Raw genomic sequence first — 15867 nt, forward strand, 5'->3', positions numbered from 1 at the left:
GCGCGGAGCGCCGCGCGCGGCCGCCCTGCGGACGGTTTCGGCCGTCCGCAGGGCGGGACGGGGCGGGCAGCGCGACGCGCCCGTCGCGCGCCGTGACAGACTGACCGCTGTGTTGCGCTGGCTGACTGCAGGTGAATCGCACGGTCCCGCCCTCGTCGCGTTGATGGAGGGGGTGCCGGCCGGCATCGAGGTGAGCACCACCGAGATCGCCGGCGAGCTGGCCCGCCGCCGGCTGGGCTATGGCCGTGGTGCCCGGATGTCGTTCGAGCAGGACGAGATCGAGGTGATCGGCGGGCTGCGACACGGCGTGACCCTGGGCAGCCCGGTGGCGATCCGGGTGGGCAACTCCGAGTGGCCCAAGTGGCGCACGGTGATGGCCGCCGATCCCGTCGACCCCGACGAGCTGGCCCGGCAGGCCCGCAACGCCCCGCTGACCCGCCCGCGGCCCGGCCACGCCGACCTGGCCGGCATGCAGAAGTACGGCCACCACGACGCCCGGCCGATCCTGGAGCGCGCGAGCGCCCGGGAAACCGCCGCCCGGGTGGCCGTCGGCACCGTCGCCAAGGCGCTGATCCGGCAGGCCCTGGGCATCGAGATCGTCTCGCACGTCGTCGAGCTGGGGCCGGTGGCCGCGAAACCCGGCCTGCGCCCGACCCCGCAGGACGCCGACCGCATCGACGCCGACCCGCTGCGCTGCCTCGACCCGGAGGCCAGCGCCCTGATGGTCGCCGAGGTCGACGCCGCGAAGAAGGCCGCCGACACCCTCGGCGGCGTGGTGGAGGTGCTGGCGTACGGGGTGCCGCCGGGCCTGGGCAGCCACGTGCAGTGGGACCGCAAGCTCGACGCCCGGCTGGCCACGGCGCTGATGTCGATCCAGGCGATCAAGGGGGTGGAGATCGGCGACGGGTGGCAGCAGGCCCGCTCCCGCGGCTCCGAGGCGCACGACGAGATCATTCCGTCGGCCACCGGCGTCCGCCGCGTCACCGACCGGGCCGGCGGGCTGGAGGGCGGCATCACCACCGGCGAGCCGCTGCGGGTGCGCGCCGCCATGAAGCCGATCTCCTCGCTCAACCGGGCGCTGGCCACCGTGGACGTCGTCACGGGCGAGCCGGCGACCGCCATCAACCAGCGCTCCGACGTCTGCGCGGTGCCCGCCGCCGCGGTCGTCGCCGAGGCGATGGTGGCGCTCGTGCTGGCGGAGGCGGCCACCGAGAAGTTCGGCGGTGACTCGGTCGCCGAGATCCGCCGCAACCTGGCCGGCTACCTCGACGCGCTGGTCATCCGCTGATGGCGCCGGTCGTCGTCCTGGTCGGCGTGCCCGGCTGCGGCAAGACCACAGTGGGGCAGGCGCTCGCCGCCACCCTCGGGGTGGAGTTCCGGGACACCGACGCCGACATCGAGCAGCTGGCCGGCAAGGCCATCCCGGAGATCTTCATCGACGAGGGTGAGGAGCACTTCCGGGCCCTGGAGCGGGCCGCCGTGGCGGCGGCGCTCGCCGCCGGCACCGGTGTGCTCGCGCTCGGCGGCGGCGCCGTGCTGGCCGAGGAGACCCGGGCCGCCCTGGTGGGGCACCGGGTCGTGCACCTCTCGGTGGAGCTGCCCGACGCGGTGAAGCGGGTCGGGCTCGGCGCGGGCCGACCGCTGCTGGCGATCAACCCGCGCGCCACCCTCAAGCACCTGATGGACCAGCGCCGGCCGCTCTACGCCGAGGTCGCCACCGAGACGGTGGTCACCGACGGCCGGACCCCGGCTGCGGTCGTCGCCGAGATCGCCGCCCTGCTTCCGCGCTGACGCCCGCCCGGCCGAGGCGGCGCACGATGCGTTCTCGCCGTCCGGTGCGAGCCTCTGCTCAGCTGCGAGCGATCAGGTCGAGGACATCGGCCAGCGCCTTCGGCTCGCTGAGCATCGGCCAGTGCCCGGTGGGCAACTCGTGCAGCTGGCCGTCGGCCAGGCCGGTGAAGAACGGGTGCCCCTCGTCGATCATCTGTCGCACCACCGCCAGCGGGAAGGTGCTCGCGACAAGCGCGGTCGGCACCGGGCGGCCACCCGTGCGGCGTACCGGATCGGTCGCCGTGCGCAGGGGCTGCGGCGTGGCGCGCTCGCGCAGGAGGGCCAGCGTCGGCTCGTCCAGGCCGGCCAGGTTGGTCGGGTCGGCCGTCGGGTCCCAGGCCGGCGGTGGCAGCAGGTGCCCGTCGCCGATCGCCGCGCGCTGCCGCTGCTGCTCCTCCGGCGGCACCGTGTCGAACTGCGCCGTGCCGTCCGGCAGCGGCCCGCTCTCCACGTAGACCACCCGGGCGATGCGGTCCGGGACGCGGTCGGCCGCCTGGGCCACCGGCATGCCGCCGCCGGAGTGCCCGACCAGCAGCACGTCGCGCAGATCCTCCACCTCGATCAGCCGGACGATGTCGGTGGTGTGCGTCTGCAGGGTCACCTCCGGCCCGGCGAGGTGGTGGCGTTCGGCAACCCCGGTCAGCGTCATCGGGTGGACGTCGTGCCCCTGCGCGCGCAGCAGACCGGTCACCTCCCGCCACGCCCAGGCGCCCAACCAGAACCCGGGTACCAGTACGAACGTCGCCATCTGTCGCTCCTTCTCTCGGCTACCGACCGACCGTACGATCGAATCCGGACAGGATCCGCCCGGTTTGAAGGAGTGGCAGGTGTCTCATCCCGCCGGTCGGGTGCTGGCCCTTCTCGAACTGCTCCAGGCCCGGCACCGGGCGACTGCCGGCGAGCTGGCCGGCCGGCTCGGTGTGGACGAGCGGACCGTGCGGCGTTACGCGGCCACTCTGGTCGAGCTGGGTATCCCGGTACTCGCCGACCGGGGCCGCCATGGCGGCTACCGCCTGCACCCCGGCTTCAAGCTGCCGCCGCTGATGCTCACCGACGACGAGGCGGTGGCCGTGCTGCTCGGTCTGGTCGTCGCCGAACGGGTCGGGCTGGCCACCGAGCTGCCCGCCACGGCGACCGCGCTGGCGAAGATCCGGCGGGTGCTCCCGGCGGCGCTCGCCGACCGGCTGACCGCCGTGCAGGACCACCTCGGCTTCACCCTGCGGCGGCCCGAGCACCAGACGCGACCGGCGTCGGGCACCCTGCTGGCCCTGGCCGCGGCCGCCCGGCACCGGCAGCGGGTGAGCCTGGACTACCGCTCCTGGCGTGGTGAGCTGTCGCATCGTGAGCTCGACCCGTACGGGCTGGTCTTCCACGCCGGCCGCTGGTACGTCACCGGCCACGACCACCGGCGCGGGCAGGTGCGCACGTTCCGAGTGGACCGGATCGGGGCCGTGACGCCCGGCGCGGCGACGTTCACGGTGCCGGACGGCTTCGACGCGGTGGCATGGCTGACCCGGTCGCTGGCGGGCGTGCCCTACCGGCACGAGGTCGAGGTGCTGCTGGAGACCGACCTGGTCGCCGCCCGACGGCGCATCCCGCCCAGCGTGGCCGAGCTGACCGCCAGCGGCGACGGGGTGCTGCTGCGGGCCCGGGCGGAGAGCCTGCCCGGGATGGCGGCGCTGCTCGCCGGGCTGGGCTGCGCGTTCACCGTGCGCCACCCGGAGGCGTTGCGCGCCGCCGTGGCCGAGCACGCGCGCCTGCTGGCCGAGTGGGCCGCCCGGCCAGCAGGTGGACAGACGCCGTCGCCACGCCGTCCGCTGGACTAGGCTGCCGGCGATGGACGAGGTGACCCGGATTCCGGTCGGCGGCGAACAGCCGTACGACGTGCTGGTCGGGCGCGACCTGCTGGACGCGCTGCCCGGGCTGCTGCCCGGCGCGACCCGGGCGGCGGTGCTGCACACGCCCCCGCTCAAGGCCCTGGCCGACGCGATCGGCGAACGACTACGCGCGGCCGGTGTCGAGCCGATGCCGATCGAGGTGCCCGACGCGGAGTCGGGCAAGCAGATCGACGTGGCTGCCGCCTGCTGGGACCGGCTGGGCGCGGCCGGCTTCACCCGTACCGACGCGGTGGTCGGGGTCGGCGGCGGCGCGGTGACCGACCTGGCCGGCTTCGTCGCGGCCTGCTGGCTGCGCGGTGTGCGCTGGGTGCCGGTGGCCACCTCGCTGCTGGGCATGGTGGACGCCGCCGTGGGCGGCAAGACGGGGATCAACACCGCCGCCGGCAAGAACCTGGTCGGCGCGTTCCACCCGCCGGTCGGCGTGCTGGCCGATCTGGCCACCCTGGACAGTCTGCCCGCCGTCGACCTGGCGGCCGGCCTCGCCGAGGTGGTCAAGTGCGGCTTCATCGCCGACCCGGTGATCCTGGATCTCGTCGAGCGTGATCCGGCGGCGGCGACCGACCCGCGCGGGCCGGTGACCCGGGAGCTGATCGAGCGGGCCATCCGGGTCAAGGCCGACGTGGTCGGCGGCGACCTGCGCGAGTCGGGCCTGCGGGAGGTGCTCAACTACGGCCACACCCTGGCCCACGCGATCGAGCAGGTCGAGGGATACCGCTGGCGGCACGGCCACGCCGTGGCCGTGGGCCTGGTGTACGCCGCCACGCTGGCCCGGCTCGCCGGCCGGCTGGACGGGCCGACCGCCGACCGGCACCGGCGCACCCTGGCCGCGCTCGGCCTGCCGGTGAGCTACCCCGCCGAGGCCTGGCCGCGACTGCTGGCCGTGATGCGGGTGGACAAGAAGGCCCGGGGCAGCCGGCTGCGGTTCGTGGTGCTGGACGGGCTGGCCCGCCCGGCGATGCTGGAGGGGCCGGACGACGCGCTGCTCGAAGCCGCCTACCGCGAGGTGGCCACCCCGTGAAGGTGTACGTGTTGAACGGGCCGAACCTGGGTCGGCTGGGCACCCGGGAGCCCGCCGTGTACGGCTCGACCAGCTACGCCGACCTGGTGACGCTCTGCGAGGCCACCGGCCGGGAGCTGGGGCTCGACGTGACGGTCCGGCAGACCGACGCCGAACACGAGCTGCTCGGCTGGCTGCACGCCGCCGCCGACGAGGGCGCCGCAGTGGTGCTCAACCCGGCCGCCTGGTCGCACTACTCGTACGCGGTGCGCGACGCCTGCGCCATGCTGCGCGGGCCGCTGGTGGAGGTGCACCTCTCCAACATCCACGCCCGCGAGGAGTTCCGGCACCACTCGGTGGTCTCCGCGGTGGCGACCGGGGTGATCTGCGGACTCGGCATCGACGGCTATCGCCTGGCACTGCACCACCTGGCCGCCCGTCCGGCCTGATCGATCAGCGGCCCGCCCGGCCGGACCGATCACCCCCGCCCGATTTTCACCCACCGTCTTCACCCACCGTGAGATCGCCTGCCGGCGGTGGCGTCACTGTTGGTTGTCGCCTTCCTCCCGCCCCAAGCGGGTCGCCCTGCTGGTTCGCGTCCTTTGCTCTGCTTCAACCGACGCAACACCGGGCGTGAGCTGGTGATCTGTGCGGCGGGTCGGTGTGCGGGCGGATCATGAGTAGAGCACGGACCGTGACTGTTGCGTCCGTTGAAGCAGAGCAAAGGGGCGGAGACGTGCGGTCGGGGGCGCCTGGACGATGACGGAACGTAGCCGCTTGTGGGCATCGGACGTCCGTGCTCGCGGACGGACGACCACGGCGGGTAACGCGCCTCGGCGCAGCTTGTAGACTTGCCAGGTCTGTCCGCCAATTGATGATCAAGGCAGGAAATGGCCTCCACCAACGACCTCAAAAACGGCCTGGTACTCAACCTGGACGGCGAGCTCTGGGCCGTCGTCGAGTTCCAGCACGTCAAGCCCGGTAAGGGTGGTGCGTTCGTGCGCACCACGCTGAAGAACGTGCTGTCCGGGAAGGTGGTCGACAAGACCTTCAACGCGGGCACCAAGGTCGAGACCGCGACCGTGGACAAGCGCACGATGCAGTATTTGTACGCCGACGGCGAGGACTTCGTCTTCATGGATCTGGAGACCTTCGACCAGATCACCGTGCCCGGTGGCACCGTCGGCGAGGCAGCCAACTACCTGCTGCCCGAGGCGGAGGCGACAGTCGCCCAGCACGAGGGTGTGCCGCTCTACATCGAGCTGCCCACAAGCGTCGTGCTGGAGGTCACCTACACCGAGCCCGGCCTGCAGGGCGACCGTTCGACCGGCGGCACCAAGCCGGCGACCGTGGAGACCGGCGCCACCGTGCCGGTTCCGCTGTTCATCACCACCGGTGAGAAGATCAAGGTCGACACCCGCGACGGCCGTTACCTCGGCCGCGCCTGATGGCTGAGGGTCCCAAGCAGCAGATGCCGGCGCGCCGCAAGGCGCGCAAGCGGGCGCTGGACGTCCTCTACGAGGCCGACCTGCGGGATCGGCCGCCCGTCGAGGTCCTGGCCGGCTACCTCCAGCGCATCGAACAGCCCCGCCCGGAGCACCTGGGTTACGCGGTGGGCCTGATCGAGGGGGTCGCCGAGCACCTCAACCGCATCGACGAGCTGATCGCCAGCTACGCCGAGGGTTGGACGTTGGAACGGATGCCGGTGGTCGACCGCAACCTGGCCCGGATCGCCGTCTACGAGTTGCTCTACGTCGACGAGATCGACGACGCGGTGGCGATCAGCGAGGCCGTCGAGCTGGCCCGGCAGATGTCCACCGACGATTCGCCGCGGTTCCTCAACGGCGTGCTCGGCCGCATCGCCGAGTACGCCACCCGCTGACCGCGTCGCGTACCCGCACGACGAGAAGGGCCCGTGCCGTCCGGCACGGGCCCTTCTCGCGGTGAAGCGACAGCTCAGGAGGCGAAGAACGCCCGGGGGTCGGCCACCAGCACGCCGTGCTCGGTGAGCCGCTCGATCAGACCCGACGGTGAGGCGTCGTAGACGATCGCGAGGGCCCGCAGGTCGTCGGCGCGGATGGAGAGCACCCGGCCGTTGTAGTCACCGCGCTGCTGCTGGATGGCGCGGGCGTAGCGGGCGACGTAGGCCAGGTCCTCGGAGGCCTCGTCGTAGAGCCGCTCCAGGTCCAGGACGATCTTGCTGGTGGGCTCGTGCCGGACTCCGCTGCCGTCGGGCAGCAGTTCCGAGACGGGGACACGGTAGAACTCGGCCAGCTCGGCCAGACGGGACACCGTCACGGCCCGGTCGCCACGCTCGTACGAGCCGACCACCACGGCCTTCCACCGCCCGTTCGACTTCTCCTCCACACCCTGCAGGGAGAGGCCCTGCTGCTGGCGGATGGAGCGCAGGCGTGCGCCCAGAGATTTGGCGTATTCAGAGGGCATTCGGACACTCCCAGTGCTGCTCGGGGTTCTCCCGTCGATCGCTACGGAGCGTGACGGTACGGGGAATGCGACACGTGGTCAAGTGGTCGTGACCTTACCGTTGGGGAGCACCGAGGGAGTTATCCCCATTTCGTCGGCCTGATCCGGTGGTCAGCGGCCGCCGTCCGTCGGCCCGGTGACCACTGGTAACGTGGCGTGAAGCCTCGGCCGGGCGTGCTCACGCTTGCCGGCCGGAGGTGCCCGACATCCTTTAACGACCCGTCCCGTGAGGCGGGGAAGGAGGTCCGCCGTGGCGTACCCACCGGCTGCCCGTTCGTCACCACCGCGACAACCCTCGGTGAAGGTGATCCTCGCCAGCGCCGACGTGCAGCGTGTGGTCGACCGCATCGCCCACCAGATCCTGGAGAAGACCCAGGGCGCCGCCGACACCGTGCTCCTTGGGATTCCCACCCGGGGCGCGCCCCTCGCGCGGCGGCTCGCCTCCCGGATCAGCACCTTCGAGGACGTGGTCGTCCCGGTCGGTGTGCTCGACATCACGCTCTACCGCGACGACCTGCGCCGGCACGCCACCCGCGCGATCGGCCCGACCCAGGTGCCCAGCGGCGGCATCGACGGCAAGCGGGTGATCCTCGTCGACGACGTGCTTTTCTCCGGCCGCACCGTCCGGGCCGCGCTCGACGCGCTCAACGACGTGGGCCGCCCGGCGTCGGTGCAGCTCGCCGTCCTCGTCGACCGCGGCCACCGCGAGTTGCCGATCCGCGCCGACTACGTCGGCAAGAACATCCCGACGGCGCTCGCCGAGAGCGTCAAGGTGACGCTCGCCGAGACCGACGGCGCCGACGAGGTCAAGTTGTACGGGGGAACCACCTCATGATCAGGCACCTGCTCTCCGGCGCGGACCTGGACGCCGACACCGCCACCGAGATCCTGGACACGGCGGCCGAGATGGCCACGGTCGCCGGCCGCGAGATCAAGAAGCTGCCCGCGCTGCGCGGCCGGACGGTGGTGAACCTCTTCTACGAGGACTCCACCCGCACCCGGATCTCGTTCGAGGCGGCGGCGAAACGGCTCAGCGCCGACGTGATCAACTTTTCCGCGAAGGGCTCCAGCGTCGCCAAGGGCGAGAGCCTGAAGGACACCGCGCTGACCCTGCAGGCCATGGGCGCCGACGCGGTGGTCGTGCGGCACCCCGCCTCCGGCGCCCCGCACCGGCTCGCCAACTGGGTGGACGGGTCGGTGGTCAACGCCGGCGACGGCACCCACGAGCACCCCACCCAGGCGCTGCTCGACGCGTACACCATGCGGGCCCGGCTGGGCCGGCTGGCCGGCCTGTCGGTCGCGGTGGTCGGGGACGTGCTGCACTCCCGGGTGGCCCGCTCCAACGTCCTGCTGCTGTCCACCCTCGGCGCGAAGGTCACCCTGGTCGGCCCGCCCACCCTCATCCCCGTCGACATCGCCGGCGCCCTCGCGCCGGGCACCGACGTGTCCTACGACCTCGACGCGGTGCTGCCCGACGTCGACGTGGTGATGATGCTGCGGGTGCAGCGGGAGCGGATGAAGGACTCCTACTTCCCCTCCGCGCGCGAGTACTCCCGCCGCTACGGGCTGGACGGTCCGCGGATGCGCCGCCTGCCCGAGCACGCGATCGTCATGCACCCGGGCCCGATGAACCGGGGGATGGAGATCACCCCCGAGGTCGCCGACTCACCCCGCTCCACAATCGTCGAACAGGTCACCAACGGGGTCTCCGTGCGGATGGCTGTTCTTTACCTGCTGCTCGGAGGGAACAACCGGTGACCGCGTACCTCATCACCAGCGTGAGCATCGTCGGCGCCGCGCCGACCGACCTGCTGATCCGCGACGGCGTCGTCGCCGAGGTCGGTCCCGGGCTGTCCGCGCCGGACGCCGTGGTGGTCGACGGCACCGGGCTGGTCGCCCTGCCGGGCCTGGTCGACCTGCACACCCACCTGCGCGAACCCGGCCGGGAGGACGCCGAGACCGTCGAGTCCGGGTCCCGGGCGGCGGCGCTGGGCGGCTACACCGCTGTCTGCGCGATGGCGAACACCTCGCCGGTCGCGGACACCGCAGGCGTCGTCGAGCAGGTCTGGCGGCTCGGCCGGGAGGCCGGGCTCGTCGACGTGCAGCCGGTCGGCGCGGTCACCGTCGGGCTGGCCGGCGAGCGCCTGGCCGAGCTGGGCGCGATGGCCGACTCCGCGGCCCGGGTGCGGATCTTCTCCGACGACGGGCACTGCGTCGCCGACCCGCTGCTGATGCGCCGGGCCCTGGAGTACGTCAAGGCGTTCGACGGGATCATCGCCCAGCACGCCGAGGAGCCCCGCCTGACCGAGGGCGCCCAGATGCACGAGGGTGAGGTCTCCACCCGGCTCGGTCTGATCGGCTGGCCGGCGGTCGCCGAGGAGGCGATCATCGCCCGGGACGTGCTGCTCGCCGAGCACGTGGGCAGCCGCCTGCACGTCTGCCACGTCTCCACCGCCGGCAGCGTCGAGGTGCTGCGCCAGGCCAAGGCCCGGGGGGTACGCGTCACCGCCGAGGTGACCCCGCACCACCTGCTGCTCACCGACGAGCGGGCGGAGACCTACGACCCCGTCTTCAAGGTCAACCCGCCGCTGCGGACGGCCGACGACATCGCCGCCCTGCGGTCCGCGCTCGCGGACGGCGTCATCGACGTCATCGCCACCGACCACGCCCCGCACGCCGTGGAGGACAAGGAGTGCGAGTGGGCGTACGCCCGGCCGGGGATGCTCGGCCTGGAGACGGCCCTGTCCATCGCGCTCGACGTGCTCGGCCCGGAGTGGGACCTGATCGCCGAGCGGATGTCGCGTACCCCCGCCCGGATCGCGGGGCTGACCGGGCACGGTGTCGACCCGGCGCCCGGCGTGCCGGCCAACCTGACAGTGATCGACCCCGCCGCCCGCCGCACCATCGAGCCGGCGGAGCTGGCCAGTCGCAGTCGCAACACCCCGTACGCCCGCATGACGCTGCCGGGTCGCATCGTGGCGACCTTCCTGCGCGGCGAGCCGACGGTCCTGGACGGAAAGGCAGTCAAGTGACCCGTAGACGTTCCGCGATCCTCGTCCTCGAGGACGGGCGCACGTTCCCCGGCGAGGCGTACGGCAGCGTCGGTGAGACCTTCGGCGAGGCGGTCTTCAACACCGGCATGACCGGTTACCAGGAGACGCTCACCGACCCGTCGTACCACCGGCAGGTGGTGGTGCAGACCGCCCCGCACATCGGCAACACCGGCGTCAACGGCGAGGACGACGAGTCCGGCCGGATCTGGGTGGCCGGCTACGTCGTCCGCGACCCGGCCCGCATCGGCTCCAACTGGCGGGCCACCGGCAGCCTGGAGGACCGCCTCGCCACCGAGGGTGTGGTGGGCATCAGCGGCGTGGACACCCGGGCGTTGACCCGGCACCTGCGCGAGCGGGGCGCGATGCGGGTGGGCATCTCCAGCGTCGAGAAGGACCCGCAGAGCCTGCTGGCCCGGGTCCGACAGTCACCGCAGATGGTCGGCGCGGACCTGTCCGCCGAGGTGAGCACCCCCGAGCCGTACGTCGTCGAGGCGCTGGGCGAGCACCGGTTCACCGTGGCGGCTCTGGACCTGGGCATCAAGCGCAACGTGCCGCGCCGGCTGGCCACGCGCGGGGTGACCACCCACGTGCTGCCGGCCTCGTCGAGCATCGAGGACCTGCTGGCCACCGGCGCCGACGCGGTCTTCCTGTCGCCCGGCCCCGGCGACCCGGCCACGGCCGACGGCCCGGTGGCGCTGGCCCGGGAGGCGCTGCGGCGGGAGGTGCCGCTGTTCGGCATCTGCTTCGGCAGCCAGATCCTCGGCCGGGCGCTCGGCTTCGGCACCTACAAGCTGGGCTACGGCCACCGGGGCATCAACCAGCCGGTGCTCGACCGGGCCACCGGCAAGGTCGAGGTGACAAGCCACAACCACGGCTTCGCCGTGAAGGTGCCGGGCGCGGGCGCCGGCGCGGTGGTTCCCGACCAGGTGATCGACACCGACTTCGGCGGCGTGCGGGTGTCGCACGTCTGCCTCAACGACAACGTCGTCGAGGGGCTGCGGGCCGTGGACGTCCCCGCCTTCACCGTCCAGTACCACCCGGAGGCGGCGGCCGGCCCGCACGACGCGGACTACCTCTTCGACCGATTCGCCGACTTGATCGAGGGCCGTGCCCTCGACCGGCGGCCCAGTGAGGGCCGGAACCACAGCGGGGGGCGCAGCAATGCCTAAGCGGACCGATCTCAAGCACATCCTCGTGATCGGCTCCGGGCCGATCGTCATCGGGCAGGCCTGCGAGTTCGACTACTCCGGCACCCAGGCGTGCCGGGTGCTGCGCAGCGAGGGCATCCGGGTCAGCCTGGTCAACTCCAACCCCGCCACGATCATGACGGACCCGGAGTTCGCCGACGCCACGTACGTCGAGCCGATCACCCCGGAGTTCGTGGAGCTGGTCATCGCCAAGGAGCGTCCGGACGCGATCCTGGCGACCCTGGGCGGGCAGACCGCCCTGAACACCGCGGTCGCGCTGCACGAGGCCGGCGTCCTGGAGAAGTACAACGTGGAGTTGATCGGCGCGAACATCGACGCCATCAACCGGGGCGAGGACCGCCAGCTGTTCAAGGAGATCGTGGCGAAGGCCGGCGTACGCCTCGGCGTCGACGACCCGGCCGGGCTGGTGCCCCGGTCCCGCGTGTGCCACTCGATGGACGAGGTCGAGGCGACAGTCGCCGACCTGGGCCTGCCGGTGGTGATCCGGCCGTCGTTCACCATGGGTGGCCTGGGCTCCGGAATGGCGCACACCCCGGAGGACCTGGCCCGCATCGCCGGCGACGGCCTGACCGCCAGTCCGGTGCACGAGGTGCTCATCGAGGAGAGCGTGCTCGGCTGGAAGGAGTACGAGCTCGAGCTGATGCGCGACCGGCACGACAACGTGGTGGTCGTCTGCTCGATCGAGAACCTCGACCCGATGGGCGTGCACACCGGCGACAGCGTCACCGTGGCGCCGGCGATGACGCTCACCGACCGGGAGTACCAGCGCCTGCGCGACCTGGGCATCGCGGTGCTGCGCGAGGTCGGCGTGGACACCGGCGGCTGCAACATCCAGTTCGCGGTCAACCCGGTCGACGGCCGGATCGTCGTGATCGAGATGAACCCGCGGGTGTCGCGCTCCTCGGCGCTGGCCTCCAAGGCGACCGGCTTCCCGATCGCGAAGATCGCCGCGAAGCTGGCCATCGGCTACACCCTCGACGAGATCCCCAACGACATCACGCTGAAGACCCCGGCGGCGTTCGAGCCGTCCCTCGACTACGTCGTGGTGAAGATCCCCCGGTTCGCGTTCGAGAAGTTCCCCGGCGCGGACCCGGAGCTGACCACCACGATGAAGTCGGTGGGCGAGGCGATGAGCCTCGGGCGCAACTTCACCGAGGCGCTGAACAAGGCGATGCGCTCGATGGAAACCAAGGCGGCGGGCTTCTGGACGCAGCCCGACCCGGCTGGTGTCACCCTGGCCGACACCCTCGCCGCGCTGCGCATCCCGCACGACGGCCGGCTCTACACCGTCGAGCGGGCGCTGCGCCTCGGCGCGTCGATCGCCGAGGTCAACGAGGCGTCCGGTGGGATCGACAGGTGGTTCCTGGACCAGATCGCCGGGCTGATCGAGCTGCGCGCCGAGATCGTCGACGCGCCGGTGCTCGACGCCGAGCTGCTGCGTCGCGCCAAGCGGGCCGGCCTGTCCGACCGGCAGCTCGCCGCGCTGCGCCCGGAGCTGGCCGCCGAGGACGGCGTACGGACCCTGCGGCACCGCCTCGACGTGCGTCCGGTCTACAAGACCGTGGACACCTGCGCGGCCGAGTTCGAGGCCACCACGCCGTACCACTACTCGACGTACGACCTGGAGACCGAGGTCGCGCCGTCGGACCGGCCGAAGGTGCTGATCCTGGGCTCCGGCCCGAACCGGATCGGGCAGGGCATCGAGTTCGACTACTCGTGCGTGCACGCGGTGCAGGCGTTGCGGTCGGCCGGTTACGAGACCGTCATGGTCAACTGCAACCCGGAGACGGTCTCCACCGACTACGACACCGCCGACCGGCTCTACTTCGAGCCGCTGACCTTCGAGGACGTGCTTGAGGTCTGGCACGCGGAGGACTCCTCCGGCCGGGCGGCCGGCGGGCCGGGCGTGGTCGGGGTGGTCGTGCAGCTCGGCGGGCAGACGCCGCTGGGGTTGGCGCAGCGGCTCAAGAACGCCGGTGTGCCGATCGTCGGCACCTCTCCGGAGTCGATCCACCTGGCCGAGGAGCGGGGCGCGTTCGGCGCGGTGCTGGCCCGTGCCGGGCTGCGCGCGCCGGCGCACGGCATGGCCACGTCCTACGACGAGGCCAAGGCGATCGCCGACGAGATCGGCTACCCGGTGCTGGTCCGGCCGTCGTACGTGCTGGGCGGGCGGGGCATGGAGATCGTCTACGACGACCCGACGCTGCGCGACTACATCGGTCGGGCCACCGACATCTCCGGCGACCACCCGGTGCTGGTGGACCGGTTCCTCGACGACGCCATCGAGATCGACGTGGACGCCCTGTGCGACGCCGACGGCGCGGTCTACGTCGGTGGCGTGATGGAGCACATCGAGGAGGCCGGCATCCACTCCGGCGACTCGTCCTGCGCGCTGCCGCCGATCACCCTCGCGGGGTCGCACCTGGCCGAGGTCCGCCGCTACACCGAGGCCATCGCGCGTGGCGTCGGCGTCCGTGGTCTGCTCAACGTGCAGTACGCCCTCAAGGACGACGTGCTGTACGTCCTGGAGGCCAACCCGCGTGCGTCGCGGACCGTTCCGTTCGTCTCGAAGGCGACGGCCGTTCCGCTGGCCAAGGCGGCGGCCCGGATCGCGCTCGGGGCGACAATCGCCGAGCTGCGCGCCGAGGGCCTGCTCCCGGCCACGGGGGACGGGGGCACGATGCCCGCCGACGCGCCGATCGCGGTCAAGGAGGCGGTGCTGCCGTTCAAGCGCTTCCGCACCCGGGCGGGCAAGGGGATCGACTCGCTGCTCGGCCCGGAGATGAAGTCGACGGGCGAGGTGATGGGCATCGACACCAACTTCGGGCACGCCTTCGCCAAGAGCCAGTCCGCCGCGTACGGGTCGTTGCCGACCGCCGGGAAGATCTTCGTGTCGGTGGCCAACCGGGACAAGCGCGGCATGATCTTCCCGATCAAGCGGCTGGCCGACCTGGGCTTCGAGATCGTGGCGACCACCGGCACCGCCGAGGTGCTGCGCCGGCACGGCATCGCCTGCGAGCAGATCCGCAAGCACTACCAGAGCGGCGAGGGTGACGACGCGGTGTCGCTGATCCTGGGTGGCGACGTGGCTCTGGTGATCAACACGCCGCAGGGCTCGGGCGCCAGTGCCCGCTCGGACGGCTACGAGATCCGCAGCGCCGCCGTCACCGCCGACATCCCGTGCATCACCACCGTCCCCGGAGCAGCGGCGGCGGTCATGGGCATCGAGGCGCGCATCCGGGGCGACATGCAGGTCCGCCCCCTGCAGGACCTGCACGCCATGCTGCGGGCGGCCCAGTGACAGTGTTCGAGCGGGTCGTACGGCCCCAGTTGTTCCGCCTCGGCGGCGGGGACGCCGAGGCGGCGCACGAGTGGACACTGCGGCGGTTGACCGCGCTGTCCCGGCGTCCGGTGGCCCTCGCCGCCCTGCGGGCCCGCTACGCCGTCCAGGCGCCGCGCACGGTGTTCGGCGTGCGGTTTCCCAACCCGGTCGGACTGGCCGCCGGCATGGACAAGGACGGCGCCGCGCTGGCTGCCTGGCCGGCGCTCGGCTTCGGCTTCGTCGAGGTCGGCACGGTGACGGCGCACGCCCAGCCGGGCAACCCCCGGCCACGGCTGTTCCGGCTGCCCGGCAGCGAGGCCGTTGTCAACCGGATGGGCTTCAACAACGCCGGTGCCGCCGCGCTGGCGGCCCGGCTGGACGCGCTGCCGCGCCCCATCGGGGTGCCGCTGGGCATCTCGCTGGGCAAGTCCAAGGTGACGCCGCTCGAGGACGCCGTCGGGGACTACCTCACCTCGTACCGCGCGCTGCAAGGGCACGGCGACTACTTCGCGGTCAACGTGTCCTCGCCGAACACCCCGGGCCTGCGGTCGTTGCAGGACCGCGCGCACCTGGACGCCCTGCTGTCCGCGCTGGTGGGGGAGAAACCGATCCTGGTCAAGATCGCACCTGATCTCACCGAGGCGGCGATCGCCGAACTGCTGGAGGTGTGCCTGGCCCGGGGCGCCGCCGGCGTGATCGCCACCAACACCACGCTGTCCCGGGACGGGCTGGCCCCGGCCGACTCGGCACGCGGTGCCGAGACCGGTGGACTGTCCGGCCGGCCCCTGACCGGCCGTGCCCGGGACGTGGTCGCCTTCGTGCACTCCGAGACCGGTGGCCGCCTGCCGATCATCGGGGTCGGCGGGGTGCTGGACCCGGACGACGCGGCGCGGATGGTCGACGCCGGCGCCGCCCTGGTGCAGCTCTACACCGGCTTCATCTACCGGGGCCCGGCCCTGGTCCGCGCCTCCGCCCGGGCCGCCGCCCGCGTGGCGGCCACAGCGGTGGCGCCGGACCCGGTCGCCGGACGGTGACCGGCCCCGGCCCGGTGCTGGCCCGCCCCGAACGCCGGGCC

General features: G+C 72.6%; 15 protein-coding genes. 13 read left to right on the forward strand and 2 right to left on the reverse strand.

Annotated features, from left to right (window positions below; genetic code table 11):
- The first annotated feature begins 109 nt into the window (after nt 1-109).
- Both aroC and MILUP08_RS13195 read left to right on the forward strand, forming a co-directional pair.
- Nucleotides 110-1288, forward strand: a complete 1179-nt coding sequence (gene aroC, locus MILUP08_RS13190) for a chorismate synthase (protein ID WP_007458335.1) — start codon at nt 110-112, stop codon at nt 1286-1288.
- Entirely contained in the window at nt 1288-1791 is a 504-nt protein-coding gene (locus MILUP08_RS13195) for a shikimate kinase (RefSeq protein WP_007458336.1), read from the forward strand. Before aroC ends, MILUP08_RS13195 begins: the two co-directional genes overlap by 1 nt.
- Before the next feature lie 58 nt (nt 1792-1849).
- On the opposite strand, the gene MILUP08_RS13200 is transcribed toward MILUP08_RS13195, so the two are convergent.
- Nucleotides 1850-2578, reverse strand: coding sequence for an alpha/beta fold hydrolase (locus MILUP08_RS13200; RefSeq protein ID WP_007458337.1), 729 nt, complete (start codon nt 2576-2578; stop codon nt 1850-1852).
- A gap of 79 nt (nt 2579-2657) precedes the next feature.
- On the opposite strand from MILUP08_RS13200, the gene MILUP08_RS13205 reads away from it, so the two are divergent.
- From MILUP08_RS13205 to nusB, 5 genes are all read left to right on the forward strand, one after another.
- Complete coding sequence (locus MILUP08_RS13205) at nt 2658-3656, forward strand: helix-turn-helix transcriptional regulator (RefSeq protein WP_007458338.1); 999 nt, start codon at nt 2658-2660, stop codon at nt 3654-3656.
- Nucleotides 3657-3666: 10 nt separating this feature from the next.
- Nucleotides 3667-4746, forward strand: coding sequence for a 3-dehydroquinate synthase (gene aroB, locus MILUP08_RS13210; protein WP_039905921.1), 1080 nt, complete (start codon nt 3667-3669; stop codon nt 4744-4746).
- Entirely contained in the window at nt 4743-5174 is a 432-nt protein-coding gene (gene aroQ / locus MILUP08_RS13215) for a type II 3-dehydroquinate dehydratase (protein ID WP_007458342.1), read from the forward strand. Before aroB ends, aroQ begins: the two co-directional genes overlap by 4 nt.
- Before the next feature lie 441 nt (nt 5175-5615).
- Nucleotides 5616-6173, forward strand: a complete 558-nt coding sequence (gene efp / locus MILUP08_RS13220; protein ID WP_007458344.1) for an elongation factor P — start codon at nt 5616-5618, stop codon at nt 6171-6173.
- 23 nt (nt 6174-6196) lie between these two features.
- Entirely contained in the window at nt 6197-6607 is a 411-nt protein-coding gene (gene nusB, locus MILUP08_RS13225; protein ID WP_193376622.1) for a transcription antitermination factor NusB, read from the forward strand.
- Nucleotides 6608-6681: 74 nt separating this feature from the next.
- Here nusB and bldD read toward each other — a convergent pair whose 3' ends face one another.
- The gene (bldD, locus tag MILUP08_RS13230) at nt 6682-7170 is read right to left on the reverse strand and encodes a transcriptional regulator BldD (RefSeq protein ID WP_007458348.1); all 489 of its coding nucleotides are present in this window, start codon (nt 7168-7170) and stop codon (nt 6682-6684) included.
- A gap of 289 nt (nt 7171-7459) precedes the next feature.
- Between bldD and pyrR the strand changes: the two genes are divergently transcribed.
- Genes pyrR through MILUP08_RS13260 form a run of 6 tightly spaced genes read left to right on the forward strand, consistent with a single transcriptional unit; the run spans nt 7460 to nt 15826 of the window.
- Complete coding sequence (gene pyrR, locus MILUP08_RS13235; RefSeq protein WP_007458350.1) at nt 7460-8044, forward strand: bifunctional pyr operon transcriptional regulator/uracil phosphoribosyltransferase PyrR; 585 nt, start codon at nt 7460-7462, stop codon at nt 8042-8044.
- On the forward strand, nt 8041-8967 hold the full coding sequence (locus MILUP08_RS13240; protein ID WP_007458351.1) for an aspartate carbamoyltransferase catalytic subunit: 927 nt from the start codon (nt 8041-8043) through the stop codon (nt 8965-8967). Before pyrR ends, MILUP08_RS13240 begins: the two co-directional genes overlap by 4 nt.
- Nucleotides 8964-10241: a dihydroorotase gene (locus tag MILUP08_RS13245; protein WP_007458352.1), complete on the forward strand. Its 1278-nt coding sequence runs from the start codon at nt 8964-8966 to the stop codon at nt 10239-10241. Before MILUP08_RS13240 ends, MILUP08_RS13245 begins: the two co-directional genes overlap by 4 nt.
- Entirely contained in the window at nt 10238-11431 is a 1194-nt protein-coding gene (carA, locus tag MILUP08_RS13250; RefSeq protein ID WP_007458353.1) for a glutamine-hydrolyzing carbamoyl-phosphate synthase small subunit, read from the forward strand. Before MILUP08_RS13245 ends, carA begins: the two co-directional genes overlap by 4 nt.
- Nucleotides 11424-14771 (forward strand): carbamoyl-phosphate synthase large subunit, encoded by a 3348-nt coding sequence (carB, locus tag MILUP08_RS13255; RefSeq protein ID WP_007458354.1) that lies wholly within the window; start codon nt 11424-11426, stop codon nt 14769-14771. Before carA ends, carB begins: the two co-directional genes overlap by 8 nt.
- Entirely contained in the window at nt 14768-15826 is a 1059-nt protein-coding gene (locus MILUP08_RS13260; RefSeq protein ID WP_007458355.1) for a quinone-dependent dihydroorotate dehydrogenase, read from the forward strand. Before carB ends, MILUP08_RS13260 begins: the two co-directional genes overlap by 4 nt.
- Nucleotides 15827-15867: the final 41 nt, after the last annotated feature.

Origin of the sequence: Micromonospora lupini str. Lupac 08 (assembly GCF_000297395.2) — a bacterium.
Lineage (GTDB): Bacteria > Actinomycetota > Actinomycetes > Mycobacteriales > Micromonosporaceae > Micromonospora > Micromonospora lupini.